General features: G+C 46.6%; 18 protein-coding genes. 5 read left to right on the top strand and 13 right to left on the bottom strand.

Annotated elements, in window-relative coordinates; translation table 11 throughout:
* Nucleotides 1-2: 2 nt before the first annotated feature.
* Together E2R66_RS21365 and E2R66_RS21360 are read left to right on the top strand one after the other, a co-directional pair.
* Nucleotides 3-2,555 (top strand): ABC transporter permease, encoded by a 2,553-nt coding sequence (locus E2R66_RS21365; protein WP_240049404.1) that lies wholly within the window; start codon nucleotides 3-5, stop codon nucleotides 2,553-2,555.
* A gap of 7 nt (nucleotides 2,556-2,562) precedes the next feature.
* A complete protein-coding gene (locus tag E2R66_RS21360) occupies nucleotides 2,563-3,246 on the top strand; it encodes an arylesterase (RefSeq protein WP_133234591.1) in 684 nt (227 codons plus the stop codon).
* Between the two features lie 161 nt (nucleotides 3,247-3,407).
* Here the strand turns inward: E2R66_RS21360 and E2R66_RS21355 are convergent, their stop codons facing one another.
* The 4 genes from E2R66_RS21355 to E2R66_RS21345 form a co-directional block, all read right to left on the bottom strand.
* The gene (locus tag E2R66_RS21355; protein WP_133234593.1) at nucleotides 3,408-3,890 is read right to left on the bottom strand and encodes a YcxB family protein; all 483 of its coding nucleotides are present in this window, start codon (nucleotides 3,888-3,890) and stop codon (nucleotides 3,408-3,410) included.
* Between the two features lie 23 nt (nucleotides 3,891-3,913).
* Nucleotides 3,914-5,191 (bottom strand): L-fucose:H+ symporter permease, encoded by a 1,278-nt coding sequence (gene fucP, locus E2R66_RS21350; protein ID WP_133234595.1) that lies wholly within the window; start codon nucleotides 5,189-5,191, stop codon nucleotides 3,914-3,916.
* A gap of 85 nt (nucleotides 5,192-5,276) precedes the next feature.
* Nucleotides 5,277-5,453, bottom strand: coding sequence for a hypothetical protein (locus tag E2R66_RS28485; RefSeq protein WP_158288473.1), 177 nt, complete (start codon nucleotides 5,451-5,453; stop codon nucleotides 5,277-5,279).
* Between the two features lie 257 nt (nucleotides 5,454-5,710).
* Nucleotides 5,711-5,938 (bottom strand): hypothetical protein, encoded by a 228-nt coding sequence (locus tag E2R66_RS21345; RefSeq protein ID WP_133234597.1) that lies wholly within the window; start codon nucleotides 5,936-5,938, stop codon nucleotides 5,711-5,713.
* Nucleotides 5,939-6,837: 899 nt separating this feature from the next.
* Between E2R66_RS21345 and E2R66_RS21340 the strand changes: the two genes are divergently transcribed.
* The gene (locus tag E2R66_RS21340; protein ID WP_133234599.1) at nucleotides 6,838-8,148 is read left to right on the top strand and encodes a DEAD/DEAH box helicase; all 1,311 of its coding nucleotides are present in this window, start codon (nucleotides 6,838-6,840) and stop codon (nucleotides 8,146-8,148) included.
* A 247-nt stretch (nucleotides 8,149-8,395) separates the two neighbouring features.
* Here the strand turns inward: E2R66_RS21340 and E2R66_RS21335 are convergent, their stop codons facing one another.
* The 8 genes from E2R66_RS21335 to E2R66_RS21300 all read right to left on the bottom strand — a co-directional run bounded on the left by E2R66_RS21335 (nucleotide 8,396) and on the right by E2R66_RS21300 (nucleotide 15,949).
* On the bottom strand, nucleotides 8,396-8,632 hold the full coding sequence (locus E2R66_RS21335) for a VF530 family protein (RefSeq protein ID WP_133234601.1): 237 nt from the start codon (nucleotides 8,630-8,632) through the stop codon (nucleotides 8,396-8,398).
* Between the two features lie 24 nt (nucleotides 8,633-8,656).
* On the bottom strand, nucleotides 8,657-9,964 hold the full coding sequence (locus E2R66_RS21330; RefSeq protein ID WP_133234603.1) for an MFS transporter: 1,308 nt from the start codon (nucleotides 9,962-9,964) through the stop codon (nucleotides 8,657-8,659).
* A 14-nt stretch (nucleotides 9,965-9,978) separates the two neighbouring features.
* The gene (locus E2R66_RS21325) at nucleotides 9,979-10,638 is read right to left on the bottom strand and encodes a beta/alpha barrel domain-containing protein (RefSeq protein ID WP_133234605.1); all 660 of its coding nucleotides are present in this window, start codon (nucleotides 10,636-10,638) and stop codon (nucleotides 9,979-9,981) included.
* Nucleotides 10,631-11,674, bottom strand: coding sequence for a sugar kinase (locus tag E2R66_RS21320; RefSeq protein WP_133234607.1), 1,044 nt, complete (start codon nucleotides 11,672-11,674; stop codon nucleotides 10,631-10,633). Before E2R66_RS21320 ends, E2R66_RS21325 begins: the two co-directional genes overlap by 8 nt.
* Complete coding sequence (gene uxaC / locus E2R66_RS21315; RefSeq protein WP_133234609.1) at nucleotides 11,671-13,080, bottom strand: glucuronate isomerase; 1,410 nt, start codon at nucleotides 13,078-13,080, stop codon at nucleotides 11,671-11,673. The genes E2R66_RS21320 and uxaC overlap by 4 nt, the downstream gene beginning before the upstream one ends.
* A 162-nt stretch (nucleotides 13,081-13,242) precedes the next feature.
* Nucleotides 13,243-13,716, bottom strand: coding sequence for a DUF4920 domain-containing protein (locus tag E2R66_RS21310; RefSeq protein ID WP_133234611.1), 474 nt, complete (start codon nucleotides 13,714-13,716; stop codon nucleotides 13,243-13,245).
* A 200-nt stretch (nucleotides 13,717-13,916) separates the two neighbouring features.
* Entirely contained in the window at nucleotides 13,917-14,525 is a 609-nt protein-coding gene (locus tag E2R66_RS21305; protein ID WP_133234613.1) for an alpha-ketoglutarate-dependent dioxygenase AlkB family protein, read from the bottom strand.
* A 212-nt stretch (nucleotides 14,526-14,737) separates the two neighbouring features.
* A complete protein-coding gene (locus tag E2R66_RS21300) occupies nucleotides 14,738-15,949 on the bottom strand; it encodes an acyltransferase family protein (protein ID WP_204985973.1) in 1,212 nt (403 codons plus the stop codon).
* A gap of 144 nt (nucleotides 15,950-16,093) precedes the next feature.
* On the opposite strand from E2R66_RS21300, the gene E2R66_RS21295 reads away from it, so the two are divergent.
* Nucleotides 16,094-16,978 (top strand): alpha/beta fold hydrolase, encoded by an 885-nt coding sequence (locus E2R66_RS21295; protein ID WP_133234615.1) that lies wholly within the window; start codon nucleotides 16,094-16,096, stop codon nucleotides 16,976-16,978.
* Nucleotides 16,979-16,983: 5 nt separating this feature from the next.
* Here E2R66_RS21295 and E2R66_RS21290 read toward each other — a convergent pair whose 3' ends face one another.
* Complete coding sequence (locus tag E2R66_RS21290; protein ID WP_133234617.1) at nucleotides 16,984-18,135, bottom strand: GAF domain-containing sensor histidine kinase; 1,152 nt, start codon at nucleotides 18,133-18,135, stop codon at nucleotides 16,984-16,986.
* A gap of 301 nt (nucleotides 18,136-18,436) precedes the next feature.
* Between E2R66_RS21290 and E2R66_RS21285 the strand changes: the two genes are divergently transcribed.
* A complete protein-coding gene (locus E2R66_RS21285) occupies nucleotides 18,437-20,920 on the top strand; it encodes a TonB-dependent receptor (RefSeq protein ID WP_133234619.1) in 2,484 nt (827 codons plus the stop codon).
* Nucleotides 20,921-20,955 lie beyond the last annotated feature (35 nt).

Raw genomic sequence — 20,955 nt, 5'->3', positions numbered from 1 at the left:
AAATGGACAACATGAATTTTAACCGCAAAATAAACTTTGCCTGGCTGTTTAAAATGGCCCTGCGCGATAGCCGCCGCAACCGCGCCCGGCTATTGCTTTTTATATCCTCCATTGTATTCGGCATAGCTGCACTGGTGGCTATCTATTCGTTCAGGTATAATATACAAAACGACATCAATGCACAGGCAGCTACCCTGATTGGTGCCGACCTCAGCATCACCGGCAATAAACAACCCGACAAAAAGCTGCAAACCCTGCTGGATTCCATAGGTGGCGACAGGTCTGAAGAGCGGAGCTTTGCCTCGATGATCTACTTTCCGCGCACGCAGGGTACGCGCCTGGTAAACGTAAAAGCATTGCAGGGGGCGTTCCCCTACTACGGCGATTTAGAGACCACGCCATTACAGGCGGGCAAAAGCTTCAAAACGGGCAAATTTGCTTTGGTTGATAAAACCCTGATGCTACAATTCAACGCCAAGGTGGGCGATTCCATAAAAGTGGGCAGCACACCTTTCGCCATAGCGGGTATATTGAATAAAGCACCCGGGCAAACAGGCATAGCGGCGGGCATTGCGCCGATTGTGTATATTCCCTTCCAATATCTCGAAGAAACTAAACTGATTGGCTTAGGCAGCCGTATCAACTATGCCTATTATTATAAGTTAAAGCAAGGCATCGATGCCGAAAAGCTCTCCAAAAAAATAGAGCCCGAACTGGAAAAAGCCGATTATGGCTATGATACCGTAGAGGGCCGTAAAGAAAACACGGGCCGTTCCTTTGGCGATTTGTCGCGGTTCTTGTCGCTGGTTGGGTTCATAGCCTTGCTGCTGGGTTGCGTGGGCGTGGCGAGCGCCATCAATATCTACATCCGCGAGAAGATTGCCTCTATAGCCATCATGCGCTGCATGGGCGTGAAAGCCTCCGAAGCATTCCTAATTTACCTGATACAGATTACCGGCATCGGCCTAATCGGTTCGGTGGCGGGCGCGGTGCTTGGTACTTCAATCCAGCATTTGCTGCCATTGGTGTTGAAGGATTTCCTGCCGATCACCATATCCGTACAAATCTCCTGGATGGCCATATGGCAGGGCATCTTGCTGGGCATTATCATATCGGTGCTGTTCGCGCTGTTGCCGTTGATCAATATCCGCAACATATCGCCGCTGAATACCCTGCGCCTCTCCTTTGAGGATGCGGCCACCAAACGTGATCCGTTCCGCTGGCTGGTATATTTGCTGGTGGTAGGTTTTGTAGTTGGATTCTCCTACCTGCAACTGGAAGATTGGGCGAGCGCAGCAACCTTCACCGTTGGCATCCTTATCGCCTTCCTGATATTGACGGCCATTGCCTGGCTGCTCATCCGCTTTACGCGGCTGTTGATCATGAGCAGCTGGAGCTACATCTGGCGGCAGGGCTTTGCCAACCTATATCGGCCGCGCAACCAAACCATCATCCTTACCGTGTCTATCGGTTTAAGCACGGCCTTTATCGCTACTTTATTCCTGATACAGCAATTGCTTATTGCGCAGGTGTCGCTATCATCAAGCGGCAATCAAAGCAATATGATCTTGTTCGATATCCAAACCGCACAGGAAAAACCCCTTGCCGAGCTTACCCGCAAAGAAGGCCTGCCGGTGTTGTCGCAAGTGCCCATCATCACCATGCGGCTGGAGAAAGTAAACGGCAAAACCGCCGCTGATGCCAAAAAAGATAGTACGCTGCGCATATCGCCCCGCGCCTACGCCTGGGAATACCGCGTTACCTACCGCGATTCGCTCACCAGTTCGGAAGACATTACCTCGGGTAAATTCATTGGCAAGGCTACGCCGGGCAAGGATATCCCGGTATCTGCAGAGGAGCGTTTTGCGCAAAGGGTAAACGCCAAAGTTGGCGATAAGCTGGTATTCAATGTACAAGGCGTTATCATGAATACTTACATCAGCAGCATCCGTAAGGTAAATTGGAACCGGGTGCAAACCAATTTCCAGGTGCTGTTCCCAACCGGGGTGCTGGAAGATGCACCGCAGTTCCATGTGCTGCTTACACATGTGCCATCGCAAAAATCTTCAGCAGCTTATCAGCAGGCGGTGGTGCAGCAATTCCCCAACGTCTCCATTATAGACCTGGGCCTGGTGCTTACCGTGCTGGACGAACTGCTGGATAAGATAGGTTACGTGATCAAATTCATGAGCGGTTTCAGCATCCTCACAGGTATCATCGTGCTTATCTCTTCCGTACGCATCAGCAAATACCAGCGCATTCAGGAGAGCGTTTTGCTGCGCACCCTGGGTGCCAGCCGCAGGCAGATATTTTCGATAACGGCTTTAGAGTATTTGTTCCTGGGCGCATTATCTGCATTAACGGGTATCGTTATCGCCATAGGCAGCAGTTGGTTATTGGCTAAGTATACTTTCAAAACACCTTATCACGTAGATTTTGCACCCGTAGCCTACATATTCCTGGCCATAACGGGGCTAACGGTAGTCATAGGCTTGCTCAACAGCAGGGGCATTTTAAACAAACCGCCTTTGGAGGTGTTACGTTCAAACGCATAAAACCAATATGAAATATCCATTCAAAATAACATCCGTATTGCTGCTAACCGCCCTTTTGACTGCCTGCGGTGGCGATAAGAAACCAGCAGCCGGATCAGATACCACATCGACATCCACCACTAGTAAGGGTGCAGAAAAAAAAATCGTCTTGTTTTTTGGCGATAGCTTAACCGCCGGTTACGGGTTGGAAGATGCCTCGCAGGCATTCCCCGGCGTAGTGCAGGCAAAAATTGATTCGGCTAAACTCCCTTATACCGTAGTAAACGGCGGCCAAAGCGGCGAAACATCTGCAGGCGGCCTAAGCCGTATCGACTGGCTGCTGAAACAACAACCGTTGGATGTTTTCGTGCTGGAACTTGGCGCTAACGACGGCCTGCGCGGACTACCCGTAGATGCCACCACTCAAAATCTGCAGGCCATTATAGACAAAGTAAAGGCCAAATACCCGAAAGCAAAACTGGTGATCACCGGCATGCAGGTGCCGCCCAACATGGGTGCCGATTATGCCAACAACTTCAAGAACATCTTCCCCACGCTGGCCACAAAAAACGCTATGGTGCTAGTACCCTTCCTGCTTCAGGATGTTGCCGGCATACGCAAGCTTAACCAAGGCGACGGCATCCACCCTACTGCCGAAGGCGCCAAAATTGTTGGAGCGAATGTTTGGGCGGAGTTGAAGGATATCTTATAGCTCATATTACCCCAGGGGCACAAAGAACTTAAACGGGTATAACGTAAAGGGCACAAAGAAAAAAACCTTTGTGCCCTTTCTCGTACGCTAGCAGATTTGATAACTTCGGAAGTTTGTCAACTATCACACCCTTTGCCAACTCCTAAAAAATTCGCAAATATTTAACTATTTACACCAATTTTTGACTTAATAAAAACCAACTGCTCTGTGGTTAGCTTCGACTTGTCGATAAAATTTCCAAACTTTTTTGTGTGGTAGAGAATCAAATAATTGCGAATCTCTTTTTGCTTCATGATATGTTCCCATGAAAACTCGCTTTTAAAGGTTTTGCCTGTAACCGTCATGCCCAAGTCTGTAAAAGTATAATGCATATCGCTCAATAGGCTGGGATTTGATTTGAGCTGGTTAACCGCAATAACAATAATTATTGATGGGGCCAGCAATAAAAAAAAACCTAATAACGCATCCCAAAGCGGTGAATAAGCATAAGCATCTAAAACATTGCAATAGTTTAAAATCGATGTTATTAAAAAGTAGGCGCCTATTATGGTTGCCAAAATAAACCCCGGTTTTTTATATAGGCCGACAAACATAACCTTGATATATTCCTGCTTATTCAGGCAAGTCGTAATAGAAAAATTCATTGAATCGTCGTGGTGGATATTGGTTAATGCCCTGCTACTATCTCTACATTTTTCACTTTTAAGTTTTTAACTGCAAACCACAGTATCCCAACAAAGCAGGCGCAGGGCACCATGTATGCAATTTGGATATTGAACATATCTGATATACGCCCCATCAATGGCGGCAATAATGCCCCCCCAACAATACCCATTATGACCAGCGAAGAGCCCAGCTTTGTTTTTGCACCCAAATCTTTGATGCTTAAGGAGAAAATGGTTGGGAACATAATAGACATAAAGAACCAAACGCCCATTAAGGTGTAAACCGCAGCCGTACCGTGCAGGTTAACCGCGCATATAATGAGTATAATATTAATGATGGTATAGGTAACGAGCAGTTTTACCGGGTTAAAATACCGCATTAAAAAGGTGCCAATAAAACGGCCCGCCATAAACCCGCCAAAAGCAATAGCCAAATAATTAGCAGCCGGTTTTTCTTCAAAGCCTGCTACCCTTTCGCTAAAACGAATAAAAAAACTGCTTACGCATGATTGCGCGCCTACGTAAAAAAACTCGGCAAGTACACCGCTCATTAAGTGTTTATTGCGTAACAACTCACCTATGCGTACCGATAAAGGCCTTTGCTCGTCTTTTAACTCTGCCGCGCTTTCTTCCTTAACCGGCGGGAAGGTGGTACGCCATACCATTATAGCTACCACAAAAACTACCAGACTGATTACCACAAATGGCATTTGAACGCTTGAGGCCTCTTTGTTTAAGAATGTATTCAATTCGGCAGGTGGCATAGCAGCTGTTTGGGCCTCGGTTAGACTATTGCCCGATAAAATGAACATCCCTCCAAAATAAGTAGACGATACCGCTGCGAAACCGTTAAATGATTGCGCAAGGTTAATACGCTGTGTTGCGCTTTTTGGGTCGCCTATTAAAGTAATGAGTGGGTTGGCCGCGGTTTCTAAAAACGCCATACCCGAGAAAACAATAAACAACGCACCAAGGAAAAACCCGTAATTTCTTACGGCTGCTGCCGGGTAAAACAGGGCCGCCCCGAACGAAAACAACAAAAGGCCCAACACGATGCCGCCTTTGTAGCCATACTTCTTCATAAAAAGCGCTGCCGGTATAGGCAGCAGGAAATAAGCGATGTAAGATGCCGAATCTATCAGCGAGGATTGGAAATCCGTTAGCTGGCATGCTTTCTTAAGGTGCGGGATCAATATGGGGTTAAGGTTCAGCGCAAATCCCCATAAAAAGAACAGGGAGGTAATGAGCGCTACGGCTACCAGGTTACTATTTTTTTGCATTGGTCGGTTTAAATGAATACAGGTTTTTTGGAGGGCACAAGATATATTATTTAAATGCAGCTTGTATGCTATCTAACGAAATTGCTCATATTTTCAACAAAATTGCGTTTAACGCTGAATGATCTCCGGTGAAATGGTAAAGCTTACCAAGATAGCTTTCCAGCCAATCGTTGTTTGCAATGGTATCTTGATCGCCTTTTACTTTAAAAAATCCGTCGTCGGTTTGCAACAGGTTGCCCTTTTTGGATTTGTGTAATTTCATTCAAAAATGAATTTAGCTCAGTGTCCTTTGTGTTTCTCCTTCGTGTCCTTTGTGGTAAATTAACCACAAAGCGCACTAAGGTTTCACAAAGGCCACAAAGATTTACAATGGCGAATTTTAGTTTGCCACTCATTTGGGCTTGTTATTTTTGAAACAGCCAATTATGTCATCCAGGCATGCTGCACGGCACCGGGGCCATCAATTTCGGCAACGGTATGGGTAGTGTGTTTTTTGATGACCACGCTCGGGCTCACTTTTCAGGTTTGGCCCAGTTCGCGCGATGCAGCGGCACCTGTGCCCGTGGTGGCCATGCCGCCTTTGCCTTTCTCGCCATGGAAATTTTCGGGACTGATGGAGCGGCTAACAGCATCCGAGGTACGGAAGATATTGCCCATGTTGTTGTTTAACCCATCGTACGTTTGTTGCGCACGCGCAGAGAGGCCCAGGATGCACAGCATCCCGAAAAGGAATAATTGCTTCTTCATATTTCAGGTTTATTGGGAACTAAATGTAGGGAATAATTTTTAGTGGGTGGTGAGGAGTTGGCAAAGCGTTTAAAAAGATGTCATTTTGAACTTGTTTCAAGACCCCATCATAAAAGTCGCCGATATGCTACACCGTAATGCATGCAGTAAGCCGTCGACTAAAGTCGACGGCAATGAAGGTGGGCTTACGGTTATTTGCGCTAGTCAAACATCATAAAGAGTAATGCAACTTAATTGCCGTTCCATTTATGGAACAGATAAAAGTTGACGGCAATGAAGGTGGGCTTGCGGTTATTGGCGCTAGTCAAATATGGTAAAGAGTAATGCAACTTCATTGCCGTTCCATTTATGGAACAGATAAAAGTTGACGGCAATGAAGGTGGGCTTACGGTTATTTGCGTATCAAACATCGTATACCGTCGACTAAAGTCGACGGCAATGAAGGTGGACTTGCGGTTATTGGCATATCAAATATGGCAAAGTAATGCACCTTCATTGCCGCTCCATTTATGGAACGGATAAAAGTCGACGGCAATGAAGGTGGACTTGCGGTTATTGGCATATCAAATATGGCAAAGTAATGCACCTTCATTGCCGCTCCATTTATGGAACGGATAAGCAATGCTGAATGGCAATTAAAGCAAACATTAACAGCCCCGAACGTTACATTTTGAACCCAATCGCTATGGAAAAGGGATAATTCAGGCGCGTTTTTATCCATTTTTTGAAGAAATTAGCACATTTTCTGAGAAAAAAAAGGAAATTTAAGGAAACTTTCGACAATAAAATCTCCTGTATGCGCGTGTTTTACAAACATCAACCGCAATTTTTCAGTGCAAACTACTAACTGCCAACTGCAAACTAAAAAGCGTATCTTTGCACCCTCAAATTTTGGTACAATGGCGTGGGCAGAAAAATTCAAACTAAATAAGCAACTGATAAAGGCGGTAACCGAAGCGGGTTTCGATATGCCGAAAGAAATGCAGTTGAAAACTTTGACGCGCATTGCCGGTGGACAGGATGTGATAGGCATAGGTCCGGAAGGTGCAGGCAAAACCACCACTTTGGTGTTGGGTACCCTTAACCGCTTCGGCTATAAGGCCGATGGCGTGCCGCGTGCTTTGATCCTCGCGCCCGACCAGGAACGTGTTTTTGAGATCGTTGCGCAATTCGACCGCCTGAACCGCAATAGCACGCTCCGCATTGTTAGCTTGCACAGCGGCGCCCCGGTTGACCAGCAAATGGACGACCTGGCCGATGGTGCCGACATTGTAGTAGCCACACCCGACCGCGCCCGTGCCATTTATCTAAAGCTGGGTCTCAACCTTAACAAGGTGAACTTTATGGCCATAGACGATGCGCACCTCATTGTAAAACAAGGTTTACAGCTACCCGTAATAGAACTGGCCAACAGTATTGATAAAGGGCAGCACCTGGTTTTTACAGAAGTGATGCACGATAAGCTGGAGAAGATGCTGGCCCCTTTTATGCTTAACGCAGCCACCATTGAGGTAGATGAACTTCCCGAAGAAAAGATAAGGACACACCCGCAAATACTGTATCACGTACCCAACTTTGGCACCAAGCTTAATTTATTGAGCCTGTTTATGTACGATGAGGAACTGTTTACCAAAACCGTAGTATTTGCCAATACCAAAACCACTGCCGAAACGCTGTACAAAAACCTGGAGAACCGCCTGCGTAAGTCGGTTGTTTTACTTGCCCCTGCTTTTCATGAGCATCACCAGGTGAAAGACATTAACGAATTCAAAGCGAACGATGCACAGCGGGTGCTGATCGTAGCCGGCGAAACTGTTACGGATATCGACCTTAGCGGCATCCCATTCATCCTCCATTTCGATTTGCCGTTGGAGAAAGAAGAGTTCATCGGCCATATCGTGAACAATAACCTGGAAGCAGAAGAAGAAACGTTAGCCATTACCTTTGCTACGGATATAGAACTTGACCAGGTACGCAAGATAGAACAGGCTACCGGCCAGAAAATGCAGTCGGTTGAGCTGCCGGAGGAACTGGTGATACAGAAGACCCGCAAGCAAAAGGAAAGCGAAAAGGTGGTAAAACCCACCAAAGAAGACCCGAACAAACATGTACCCGGAGAAGCTTTTCATGAGAAGAAACCGGAGAATGCCAAAACCTATAACTTCAGCGCCAATAAGAAGGCAAAGATGAATAAGAAGAAAAATCATTAAGATCTTAGCTTAAAACAGCGCCGGGTCGGCGCCATGCGCTATCATTGGGTGTTCCACTTGGCGTATTTCAGGTATTTTACGCGCACAAAGCTGCTTTATTTAATATCTTAACATACAACTATTTACAGCCATTACTTAAAGAGAATGAATATTCCAAATCGTTCCACAAAAAACTATAAAACGCTGGCTGTCAATAACAATTAATAAATATGTGTTCCACATTTAAATATGGAACACCCGCGTAGCACTAAGCTTTATCCGCAGCCATTTCCTTGTGGTGTTTTACGTACAAATCTTCCACTTTCTTACGTGCCCAGGGCGTTTTACGCAGGAATTTTAGGCTCGAGCCAACGCTCGGGTCCTCCAAAAAGCAGTTGATACGAATGCGGTAGCCCAGCTCGGCCCAGCCAAAATGTGCCACCAATGCGTTAATGATAGCTTCTAGCGTTATGCCATGCAGCGGGTCCTTGGGTTTTTGCTCCATGCTGCAAATTTAGTCATTTTACCATTATACATCCTTCTCGTGCAATTGCACGGGTTTCATAGTTGGTGTTAGCAGGTGCATGATAAGCCATGCGGCCAGATAGGCGCAGGCACATATGGTAAAAATGATGTTATAGCCCGCTGTGATATGCCCTGCGGCTTTGTTTACCTCGAGGATATAACTGATCAGCATCGGGAACAAAATCCCGCCTACAGACCCCGCCATGCTTCCTATACCCACAACAGAGCTTACCGCCTGCTTAGGGAACATATCTGATGCCGTGGTGAAGATATTGGCACTCCAGGCCTGGTGTGCCGCTGCGGCAAGGCTTATCAAGGCTACAGCCTGCCAAATATTTGTAGCGTACCGTGACGAAAAGATAGGCAATACGCATAGCGCGAACAGCACCATAGCCGTTTTACGCGCCTTAAAAATGGGCATACCCCGTTTAATAAACCAGGACGACAAATAGCCGCCGCCTATGCTGCCAATGGTGGTAGCGGTATAAACAATTACCAGGGGTAGGCTGGGCTTTTTCAGATCCAGATTGAAGGTGCTTGCAAAATAGCATGGCAACCAAAACAGAAAAAAGTACCAGATAGGGTCGGTCAGGAGCTTGCCCGCAAAAAATGCCCAGGTTTGGCGTATGCCGAAAAGCTCCAACCATGCTATTTTAGTTTCGGGCGTGTTGGCCACCGTTGCTTCTGAGGTATCGCTGTTGATGAAGACCAGTTCTTCTGCGGTTATCTTTTTATGTTTGGAGGGCGTTTGGTAAAACATGCGCCAAAATATAAGCCATATAAAACCGATAGCTCCGGTAAGAATAAAGGCCATCTGCCAGCCATATACCCCTAGTATCCACGGCACCATAACCGGAGCTACCACAGCGCCTATGTTAGCTCCCGAATTGAAAATACCGGTCGCGAGTGCACGCTCCCGCTTTGGGAACCACTCTGCCACCACTTTGATAGCCGCCGGGAAGTTGCCCGATTCGCCCAGGCCTAGCGCCGCTCTTACGAAAACAAAACCCAGCGTGGTCTTAACCACTGCTGTTAGTGCAGCCGCAATGCTCCAGAAAACGATGGAAATGGTGTAACCCATCTTGGTGCCCAGTTTATCGATAATGCCACCAAAAGCCAGCAACCCTATTGCGTATGCCGCCTGGAAAGCCATTACAATATGCCCGTAATCGGTCTCGGACCAGTTGAACTGCTTTTCAAGTGTGGGTTTCAGTAGCCCGATAACCTGCCTGTCGAGGTAGTTGATGCTCGTCGCAAAAAACAGCAGAGCTACTACACCCCATCTGTAAGTAACGCTTTTGGTTGGTGCCATTATCTTGCTGAGGATTATTTGCTTAACTGTACCAATTGAAGTGCTTTTACGGTGTCTGCGTGCAGTTGTTCGTACAGGCGCTCGTCCAATACCTGCTTGCTGATGAGCTTGCTCCCCATCCCCACCGCACACACGCCAGAGCGGAACCAGCCCGATATATTCCCCGCCTCTATCTCTACGCCACCTGTGGGGATAAACAGTTGCCCGGGGAATAAGTCCCTGATAGACGACACAAAAGCAGGTCCTAATATATTAGCCGGGAACAGCTTGATGAGCATCGCCTTGTACTGCTGTGCGATGTGGATTTCGGTGGGCGTCATGCAGCCGGGAATCCAAAGCAATTTATAGTTGGCAGCTACCAGGGCAACCTCGTTATCTACTATCGGCGATACCAGGAAATCAGCACCTGCATCTACGAAGCTTTCTGCTTCTATCCCGGTTTTGATGGTGCCTATGCCCAGGTATAGGCCGGGCATATCTTTCTTTACCGCTTGTTTGATGTAGCGGAAGTTGGCCAGGGCCTCCTTACCACGATTAGTATATTCCAGCACCCTCACCCCTGCTTTATATAGTGTACGGATAATTTGCAGGCTCACCTCGGCATCCTCATAAAAAAATAAGGGCAGCATACCCTGTGTCAATATAGCGTCTAATACTTGTTCTCTGTTATCCATGGTTGATGGTATTGGTAATATCCTTTACGGTATTGGTGGTGGCATCGCTGTGCACGAATAGTTTGTTATAGGCCGCGGCTGTGGCAAAAGCAAGAGTTTGCTGCGGAGTTTGACCGTTATAGAAGCCATATATCAACCCGGCCATGAAACAATCGCCGGAGCCAACCTTGCTGACGATGCTTTCGGCGCGGTACTCCTGCGAGCTATAAAATTCGCCATCCATATACAGAGCGGCGTAATAATCGATTCCGCCCGAACCATCGAACCGGAAAGTATTGGCCACCACTTTACATTTTGGGAAAAGTTGGGTTATCCTTTCAGACGTGGAAAGTGCTTCTTTCAGATAAAGGCTTTTCTGCCCGCTCTCATGTATGTTGCCCGATACCGGGATACCCAGCATAGTTTCCGCCGCCCATATGTTGCCCATTATCACATCGCAATAAGGCGCCAGCATGGTCATAACCTCCTGTGGTTGTTTACCATATTGCCATAACTTAGAGCGGTAGTTCAGATCGAGTGAGATGGTGATGCCCTTTGCCGATGCTGCCTGCAGCACCTCCAGGCAAACATCTGCCGTTTGCTGACTGACAGCAGGGCATATGGCACTGAAGTGGAACCAGGTGATGCCGTCGAGCACTTTATCCCAGTCTATCCTACCCGGTACTAATTCGGCAAAAGCGGAGTTGGCGCGATCGTATATCAGCGCATCATGCTTTAGGTCTTTCCCCTTGGTGAGGAAGTACAGGCCAATACGGTTGCCGCCGTAATGCGCTTTGGTGGTATCGATGCCCAGCCTATCCACGTAGTCAGTCACCTGTGCCGAGAGGCCGTTTTTGGGCAGTGCAGTAAAGTATTGCGAAGGCACACCCCAAAGGGACAAAGCAGAGGCTACGTTCAGTTCGGCACCGCCAACAAAAACGGATAAAGCATTATCATCCAGCCATTGGCCGCCGTCATCGGGACTAAGCCTTAACAGCAACTCGCCGAACGATAGCACGGCACCTTGCTTATATTCTTTTGATGATATGCTACTCATTTTTGCTCGAAATCAAAATAACTTTTGGCATTAAAATAACAGATATCCTGTATGATCTTGCCGGTCCACTCTATGTCGTTTGGCAATTCTCCGTTCACAATATCATCTGCAAACAGGTTGCAGAGTATCCGCCTGAAGTACTCATGACGCGGGAACGACAGGAAGCTGCGCGAATCGGTAAGCATGCCTACGAGGCGACTCAGCAGGCCCATATTGGATAGCGTGTTTATTTGTTTGGTCATCCCATCTTTCTGATCCAGGAACCACCAGGCCGAACCCCATTGTATTTTACCGGCTACCGTGCCATCCTGGAAATTGCCAGCCATGGTAGCCATCAATTCGTTATCCGCAGGATTGAGGTTATAGAGGATGGTTTTGGCCAGTTTGTCCTCGCTGTCCAGCCTGTCCAGAAATTTAGAAAGGCTTCTACCCTGATGGAAATCGCCTATCGAATCGCGGCCGGTATCCGGCCCGCTTTGCCTTAGGCCGCGGGTGCTGTTGTTACGCAGCGCGCCTATATGGTATTGCTGCACCCAGCCCTTCTCATAATCCCATATGGCAAACTGATAAAGCATGGCTGATTTGAATTTCACACTCTCCATCACGGTTATCGGCTGGCTACTCCTTATCTTGCCGAAAATCTCGGCAACCTCTTTCTCTGTGTAATCCTCGGCGTACATCTGGTCGATACCATGGTCAGAAACACAGCAGCCGTTGCCTGCGAAGTAGGTGTGCCGCTTCTTCAACGCGCCAAGGAAGCTGTAGTAATCGTTTATAGCCACGTCAGCAGCTTTTTCAAGCTGGTTGATATAACTGTTCAGCGCAGGGATATTATCGCTGTTCATGGCCTTATCGGGCCTGAAAGCGGGCAATACCTTAGTGCCGAAGTTATCGGCTTTGAGTTTCTTGTGATATTCGAGGTTATCGATGGGGTCGTCGGTAGTGCAAATCACCTCCACGTTCATTTTGGTGATGAGGTTACGCACGCTGTATTGCGGACTTTGCAACTTACCGGTGCAATCATCATAAATATCGTCTGCTGTCGTGGGCATCAGGCGCGATTGTATACCGAAGTACCGCTGCAGTTCCAGGTGCGTCCAATGGTAAAGGGGGTTACGCAGCGTGTAGGGCACGGTAGCCGCCCACTGGCGGAATTTCTCTCTGTCACTTTGGCCGCCGGTAATGTAGCTCTCGTCTACCCCGTTGGCACGCATGGCCCGCCACTTATAATGGTCGCCGTTGAGCCAAACCTGCGTAATGTTGCCGAAGTTGATATCAAGGGCAATTTCGTAAGGTGGCAAATGGCAATGGTAATCAATAATGGGCATAGCGGCGGCAAAGTCGTGATATAAACGCCTGGCCGTATCGGTTTGCAGCAAAAAGTCCTCGTTGAGAAAGGGTTTCATAGGTCAATCGTATCCGGGAATTTGTAATGATAGGGTTATTCTTGCAAAAAGCCCAAAATTATTCACGAAAACGTTGCCGGAAGATCGCAAATGATAAGTGCTCATAAAACGCACAAAGCCCCTGAGACTATCAGGGGCTTTGCAATATTTTTTTGCGAAGGATTACTTCAATACCAGTACGCCATCGGCCATGATGGAGATGTCTTTCCGTGGCTCTTTAATGGCCGCTATTTCGCCATCGGTTTTACCGGCATCTTTCGCATAGTGTACCAAGCGCTCAACAGGCACTTCTTTCACCCTGGCCAGGCCCTCAACCACAACGCTTTTGCCTACAATGTTTTGCGGCATAAAGTAGGCGTAATCTGTAAACTGCACCATGATGGTTTTACCATCGGCCTGGGCCAGTTTCATAAAACAGCCTTTCTTTTTGCAAACCTCTACCACGGTTCCGGTGATTTTGCCTGTGTAGGCGGTATCGGTGTTTAAAGTAGTGCCAAGGGCATCGGTGGTTAGGTAGTTATCGGCGGTTACTAATTTACCGTAAGTAACGCCGGGAGCGGCAGGAGTGATATTGGTTTGCGCAAATGTTATTGCCGAAAAACAAAGGCAGATGATGAATAATGTTATGGCTTTCATATGATTAAATGGTATTGGTAACACAACTGCAAGCAAAGTTACGTTATTACTACAGCAGTTCAAAATTGTTTACAATGACCATAGACTAGTTGCTCCTAATACAAAAAATTACTTTAGTTAGCACACATTACCTTTTGATTTACAATATCATTTAACTATAAGTAAATCCTAAATTAAGGTCAATTACGAATTTCGCAAACTCAATTAATTACTCTGAAGGTTAAGTTTATCCGCTCTTTCAAAGCTTTGGTCGATTTGGGTACCTGGTGCTCCCACTGGTGCTGCAGGTCTCCTTTCATGATGAGCAGAGAACCGTTTTCCAATTCTACCGAGTGCTTCTCCTTCTTATCGATCTTATGCCTAACATGGAACCTTCGGGCTTGCCCAAAGCTAACCGAGGCGATAATGGGGTTTACACCCAGCTCAGGTTCGTCGTCGGCATGCCAGGCCATAGAATCATTGCCATTGCGATAGAGGTTCAGTAAAACGCTATTGAAGGTTACACCGGCTGCGTAATCTACCCTGCTCTTTATAAAAAGCAGTTCATCTGTCCAGGGCTGTGGCGCATATTTTTTGCCGGAGTAGGCATAAGTTTTGCCGTTGTCGCCATACCAGGCGGTAAGGCGCGGCTGGTTAAGCAATTTGCCATACATCTGTATGGTTTCCTGGTTCCATTCGATATTGGCTTTTAGTGCAGGGATAAGCAGGTCGCATTCGGCTTTGCTGAAGAAGGTGGCGCGATAATCCATCAAATCAACTGGCAGTTTGGGGTTTTGCAGGTCGCTGTCAAAAAAACTAAGTTGTTCCATTTGTCTGAACTCGAATTTGGGGGGAATTTTTAGAATTAACAGAATGAAATATTTAAATTCGATAAACTGCGAAGCTTTCTTGAACACTATCTGAAATGATGACTCTGTGAAAAATTGGAATTTCGTACAATTGATCGTGTTAATCGCTTCATCTTGAAATCGTGTAAAAATTTCTGCTTAATTCTGTTTAATCCCTTAATCCTAAAATCCTGTCAAACTTTGATGAATATTTTCTTCCGGTAAAGCCAGTAAAGCACCAGCCAATCAATTGTTAACATAATCGCGCCTTTAACCAGCGTGCTGTACGCGTCGCCGAAAAGCTGGTCGTAATGCGGGCCCAGGTGGATATACAGGGTTTTACTAAGGAAGGCACCAAAGCCATCTGCCAACACGTAAGCCGCAATTGAGTTGGTACCTATTACTGCCAAAAATAACCCCCTTCGCTTATGCCTCGCGTCTGTAAGTCCGTAGAAAACTGCCAGTAGCAAAAAGCAGCAGCCCCCGCTAAAGATAACCCAGCCGGGTGTCCATATCCGTTTTACAACGGGCGCAACGCCGCCGAAATGTAAAGCAGCGCTAAGGACAAGCAGGCCCGCCCCTATCATGGCGAAACAACGTACCAGCGCAAACGGTGCCATGCCCGAGCGCAACATATTGCCGGCCATTAAGCCGATAATCATCGTACCGAGCGTAGGTATAAAACTGAGTGTAGAATACCCGCCGTTGTTGAAGTTGAAATAATGCTCGCGCGGAAAAAGGTTTAAGAACCATTTATCCACAGCCCAGGCCAGGTTGGTATTCTTGTTCCAATGCGCTGCGAAGCCTTTGAAGTTGCCTCCCCAATCGGCCGTAACGCCGGCCGAGGCATAATCGAAACCCGGACCCGGTAATGGGTAAAAAGCAAACGCTGCCCAATAGCCTACCAAAATAACGCCGAGGGCAATTAACTGTGTGCGCTGTTTACAAAAGCCCAACAGGAACAAAAAAGTATAGCCGAGTCCTATCTGGCTCAGGGTATCCTCAAAGGTAAAATAGGTTTGGTTGGCCCACATCGAACGCAGGAAGATACCCAGGGCAATCAGCACTACCGACCTGATGAGTGCATGCCTCAGCAGTTTACCGAAGCTATCGCCTTTTGCCGTGCGCGCCGCAATTGAAAACGGCAGGGCAACGCCTACTAAAAAAGAAAATGAGGGTTGTATCAGATCGTGCAGGGAGCAGCCCGCCCATTCCACATGGCTTTGGTTAAAGTTAAGAAAGCTCCAAAAAGCGTTCCCTGGCAGTGCCTTCGATACATGCTCAAACGAGAGCACCTCGCCCATCATCAACAGCATCACAAAGCCGCGGTAAGCATCTATAGAAGTTAGGCGGCTGCCGGGTGCTGGCGCATTGGCTGCCATCTCAACAGATTTTTTCGTAGTCATTATTCAAGGTTTAAATCGGGGAAATAAAGTAGCAATATAGGCATAAAGCCTTAATCGTCTCGCGGTTAAATAAAGTTAAAAAGCCCCGGCAAATTGGGCATTAACATTTTATCGAGTAATTTGCCGCACATAAACTCCTCACCCATGAAAACCATCCGCCTGTTGCCTCTACTTGCTATTTGTGCCATATTTTTTACCTGTAATAACCCGCAGCCCAAAACTGTGAAAATTGCTACACCCTCCCCAATAGAAGTAAAAAATAATGGCGTACATATCGACTATACCGATACCGGCAAAAGCGATACTACGCTGCTATTCGTGCATGGGTGGTGCATTAACAAAACTTACTGGGCACAGCAGGTGGCTTATTTTGGTAAACGCTACCGCGTGGTAACGATGGATTTGGCTGGCTATGGCCAGTCTGGCCACAACCGTGACAATTGGAGTACAATTGCTTTCGCAAACGATGTGAATGCGGTAATAGACCAGTTGAAGCTTAAGAAAGTCGTATTGATAGGTCACTCTATGTCGGGCGATATTGTATTACAGGCAGCCATCGACGCGCCGGATAAAGTGATAGGTTTAGTGGGCGTAGATAACTTCAAGGGCCAGGGCGCGCCGCCGCAAACCGACGCGCAGAAAAAAGAAATAGCAGAGGCAATTGCCGCCATGCGCAAAGACTTCAAAAAAGTGTCGTTCCAATGGTTCAACGAGGGGCTCTTTTCGAAGAACACCAGCGAGCCCATTAAAGATAGGATACTGAACGATGTTGCGCATGCAGATACCGTAGTTGCCGCAGCATCAATGGAGCAACAAGCGTATGACGAGCTGCCCGCCCTCATCAAACTGAAAAAGAAATTATATCTAATAAACAGCGATTACCAGCCTACCGATACCGCCTGGCTGGTGAAGCAGAAGCTGCCTTTTATGTTGTTAGAAGTGCATGGCACAGGCCATTTCCCGATGGTGGAAGCACCTGTAGAATTCAACCTACAATTAGACAAGGTACTGGTAAACATGAACCGCTAATTACGCTAGCTTAGGCCAGCATTCTTGCGTATCGTGAACTCGAAAGTTGTGCCACTGCCCACCTTCGATTTTACGCTGATGACACCTTCTAACTTTTCCACCAGGGCTTTCACGGTGTACAAGCCTACACCCGTGCCTTTTTTATTGAACTTATCTACCACATTCAGGGTTACTTCGTTCTGAAATATCCGTTCGAGATTTTTTTCGGCGATGCCCATACCATTGTCTATAACTTTAAAGTGGTAGTGGTTGCCTTCATCCAGAAATTTGATACTGATGATGCCCTCCGCCTTATCGTTGTACCGGATGGCATTGGTAAGCAGGTTGATGAATATTTGCTCCAGTGCAACTGCCGAACAGGTAATTGCAGCTTTAGCGGCAGGCAGGTTTATTTGCAACTTGGCTGGCAGGTTTATCAGGCCAATAACATTCCGAAGGAGGGTGTTCAGGTCGATGCATTTCTGGTTGGTAAGCAGCAAGGCAGGTGCTGATGAATACTCCAGCATTTCGTCTACCATCTTCAAAAGCTTTTTTGTAGAGGCTATGTTGATTTCAGCAAGCCCCCTACTCTTGTCGTCGCCGCTTCTAACCAGCCGCATGTGCATGGCCTGGGAGGTAAGCAGCATGCTGCTCAAGGGGTTTTTGATATCATGCGCGGCCGTGGTTGCGAATTTCTGGATAAAGGCATTGGTTTCCAGCAGGGCATCGTTTGCCCGCTGCAAATTGGCAAGCTTTCGGCGCAACTCAAACTGGGCAAGCACCTGTTTCCCTAATGTTTTAAGGGCACCAAGCTGCTGCGCGGAAAGCTCCTTGGGTTCGGTATCTATCACACACAACGAGCCCAAAGCGTAACCCTCGGCATTTATTAAAGGAACGCCCGCATAGAAAACCACATTCGGACTATCGGTAACCAAGGGGTTGCTGGCAAACCTCGCATCCTTACGCGCATCAGGCACTACCATTACTTCATTGCCCATGATGGCATGCGCGCAAAAAGCCTGTTCTTTGGGTGTTTCTTTGGCATCAAAACCAACAATGGATTTAAACCATTGACGCTTATCATCCAGCAGACTTATCAGAGCTATTGGCGTTTGGCAAATTTCTGACGCCAGGAGCGTCAATTCCTCAAAATCGCTTTCGGGCAGGGTATCTAACATTTGGTAAGAAGCCAGTGCCAAAAGTCTTGGTTCTTCGTTAGTCGGGATGGGGTAAGAATAATTATGCAAGCCTATTTTTTGTCAGGGGAAGGGATTTCACCGCAAAGATACGATTTTAGTTCACCCAAATTATCATAATACGAAATATATTTTCCACAAAGAACATACTTTTAAAATAACTCATTTCATACCCGTACAGCTCACCCCACCCAGTTCTTATTTAAATTAATTCTAAATAATATTTGTGATTAAAATCCGCATTGTTACTTTTGCACTTAATTAGACTTAATATAAATAACAGATGAAAATAACCCTACATCCTACTCTCCTGAAAACATATTTTCTCTTCTTGTTGCTAACAATTACCAGTTTTTCGCTTAAAGCCAAAGGCCCCGACGATGATGGGAACACCGGCAAAATAAGCGGATTCGTCAAATCCAGCGATGGTCAGCCGGCCAGCTTTGTTACCGTAGCTATAAAAGGTCTCAACAAAACCACCATGACTATTGAGGACGGCTCGTTCCTGTTCAACAACATTAAACCTGGAAACTATACTTTACGCATTTCATATACCGGTGCCAAAAGTGAAGAAAAAACCGTGACTGTAACTGCTAACAATGTCACCAAGGTTGATTTTACACTCGCAGAAAGCGCCACTGATTTGAACGAGGTTACTGTTTCCTCTACCAAAACGATCAATCGTAAAAGCATCCGGATTGGTAAAATGAACGTATCGCCTATTGATTTGCCGCAAAGCATTTCTATAATTGGCCGCGATGTGCTTGACCAACAACAAGCCTTGCGCCTTAGCGATGTAATCAAAAACGTAAACGGAGTTTATTTATACAGCGCCCGCGGCAATACTCAAGAAACATTTGCGGCGCGCGGTTATAACTTTGGCGCAACCAATATGTTCAAAAATGGCTTCAGGGTAAATACCGGCGCCATGCCCGAAATCAGTTCGTTGGAGCGTGTAGAAATACTGAAAGGCAGTGCGGCCTTATTATATGGCAACGTTGCGCCCGGCGGTGTTTTAAACATGATCACCAAAAAACCCAAATTTGAACAGGGCGGCCAAGCTTCCATGACTTATGGCAGCTACGACCTGTACAAGCCGGCCGTTGATGTATATGGACCTATTACTTCCAAACTAGCTTACCGCTTAAACGCAACTTACGAAAACTCAAAAAGCTATCGCGATTACCTCAAAAACAAGCGCATTTACGTAAATCCATCCTTGTTATATAAAATAAGCGACAAAACCACCCTGGTGGTTGAAGGCGACGTTCTTGATTACGATTTCGTACCCGATTTTGGTACTGGTCAGGTAGATAACGTAATAGCTAATGTACCGCGCAACAGGTATCTGGGCGCGGTATGGTCTACCGGTAAAACAAAACAATCTACCGCAACGGCAACAATAAACCACCAGCTAAACAGCCTCTGGCAAATAAGTGGCGGTGTATCTTACCAATATTACGACCGCCGTTACCAAACCACCGAGCGTGTGCAACCCGATGCGACCGGTGATTGGTCGCGACCGCTTAACCGTACCAAAACGCTCGAAGATTACGTTACAGGCCAGCTAAACATTACCGGTCAATTTAATACAGGCCCGATAAAACACAACATCTTAGCAGGCTTTGATGCCGACCGATATAGTAATGATAACTATACCTATGTAACTAATGTGACTGTTAACGGCAAAGTGCAATCAAGCTATCTGGATCAAAACAATGCCGTACAAAACGCTACATACGATAAGATCAACATCTATGATCTGAACAAATACACCCAGCGTACAGATATGCCCACCATGAATCCATTTTATGACGTAGTAACAACAACCAACCGTTTTGGTGCTTATTTTAATGACCTGATAAGCTTATCAGAAAAGCTGAAGGTACTTGCCGGTATCCGCTGGTCATACCAATACATCGCTCCTACTGCTGTCAATAATTTTTATACTCCGGCTTTAACTCAATCTGCAAAGAGCAAAACAGATCAGGCATTTTCGCCCAGGGTAGGCATCGTTTATAAGCCATTGGAAAATACCGCTTTATTTGCCAGCTACTCCAACTCGTTCGTAGTAAATACCGGTACAGATGTTAACAATAATCCGTTAGACCCATCGATCATTGACCAGTTTGAAGGCGGAATTAAAAACGACTTCCTTAACGGCAACCTATCGGTAAACGTAACTGCTTACCGCATATTAAACAATAACCTGGCCCAAACAGCCACTTTTCAGGCCGATGGCGTAACCCCTAACACCAATACCAACATTAAAGTATTGAGTGGCCAAACCAAAAGCGATGGTGTTGAACTGGATATTGCCGGCCACCCATTTAAAGGCCTGGATGTTTTGGCAGGCTATAGCTATACCAATGCGCGCTATACCAAAACTTCTACGGTATTAGGTAGCACCATTGCAGGGCAGCCCTTGCTAAACGTACCAAAACACACGGCCAATACCAGTGTGTTCTACAATTTTTTTGATGGCAAATTAAAAGGCTTTAAAGCTGGCGTATCTGTATTTTACTTGGGCAACCGCACAGCGGGCTTTCTAAATACGGTAGGCCAAACGCAAACCGCATCGAGATTGGTTTATGTACCAAAGTTCACAACTGTTGATGCTTCTGTAGGATACAACTGCAAGAAAGTTTCTATCATTGCAAAAATATCTAACATAGGCAATGTACTCAACTGGAACGTTCACGAAAATTACAGCGTTAATCCTATCGCTCCAAGGCAGTTTTTAACTACCCTAACTTATAAATTCTAAACCCCGAAAAACAACCCGGGACACCATGCGTGCCC

This window comes from Mucilaginibacter psychrotolerans (assembly GCF_004519315.1).
Classification (GTDB): Bacteria; Bacteroidota; Bacteroidia; order Sphingobacteriales; family Sphingobacteriaceae; genus Mucilaginibacter; species Mucilaginibacter psychrotolerans.
The sequence above is the reverse complement of the archived record's forward strand: the minus strand, read 5'-3'. Positions and strand labels throughout refer to the sequence as shown.

Coding starts and splice junctions, on each gene's coding strand:
- E2R66_RS21325 (WP_133234605.1), bottom strand. CDS start 10,638: ATGGATAACAGAGAACAAGTATTAGACGCTATATTGACACAGGGTATG.
- E2R66_RS21330 (WP_133234603.1), bottom strand. CDS start 9,964: ATGGCACCAACCAAAAGCGTTACTTACAGATGGGGTGTAGTAGCTCTG.
- E2R66_RS21290 (WP_133234617.1), bottom strand. CDS start 18,135: ATGTTAGATACCCTGCCCGAAAGCGATTTTGAGGAATTGACGCTCCTG.
- E2R66_RS28485 (WP_158288473.1), bottom strand. CDS start 5,453: ATGAAATTACACAAATCCAAAAAGGGCAACCTGTTGCAAACCGACGAC.
- E2R66_RS21305 (WP_133234613.1), bottom strand. CDS start 14,525: ATGGAACAACTTAGTTTTTTTGACAGCGACCTGCAAAACCCCAAACTG.
- uxaC (WP_133234609.1), bottom strand. CDS start 13,080: ATGAAACCCTTTCTCAACGAGGACTTTTTGCTGCAAACCGATACGGCC.
- E2R66_RS21300 (WP_204985973.1), bottom strand. CDS start 15,949: ATGACTACGAAAAAATCTGTTGAGATGGCAGCCAATGCGCCAGCACCC.
- E2R66_RS21345 (WP_133234597.1), bottom strand. CDS start 5,938: ATGAAGAAGCAATTATTCCTTTTCGGGATGCTGTGCATCCTGGGCCTC.
- E2R66_RS21365 (WP_240049404.1), top strand. CDS start 3: ATGGACAACATGAATTTTAACCGCAAAATAAACTTTGCCTGGCTGTTT.
- E2R66_RS21355 (WP_133234593.1), bottom strand. CDS start 3,890: ATGAATTTTTCTATTACGACTTGCCTGAATAAGCAGGAATATATCAAG.
- fucP (WP_133234595.1), bottom strand. CDS start 5,191: ATGCAAAAAAATAGTAACCTGGTAGCCGTAGCGCTCATTACCTCCCTG.
- E2R66_RS21335 (WP_133234601.1), bottom strand. CDS start 8,632: ATGGAGCAAAAACCCAAGGACCCGCTGCATGGCATAACGCTAGAAGCT.
- E2R66_RS21360 (WP_133234591.1), top strand. CDS start 2,563: ATGAAATATCCATTCAAAATAACATCCGTATTGCTGCTAACCGCCCTT.
- E2R66_RS21340 (WP_133234599.1), top strand. CDS start 6,838: ATGGCGTGGGCAGAAAAATTCAAACTAAATAAGCAACTGATAAAGGCG.
- E2R66_RS21320 (WP_133234607.1), bottom strand. CDS start 11,674: ATGAGTAGCATATCATCAAAAGAATATAAGCAAGGTGCCGTGCTATCG.
- E2R66_RS21310 (WP_133234611.1), bottom strand. CDS start 13,716: ATGAAAGCCATAACATTATTCATCATCTGCCTTTGTTTTTCGGCAATA.
- E2R66_RS21285 (WP_133234619.1), top strand. CDS start 18,437: ATGAAAATAACCCTACATCCTACTCTCCTGAAAACATATTTTCTCTTC.
- E2R66_RS21295 (WP_133234615.1), top strand. CDS start 16,094: ATGAAAACCATCCGCCTGTTGCCTCTACTTGCTATTTGTGCCATATTT.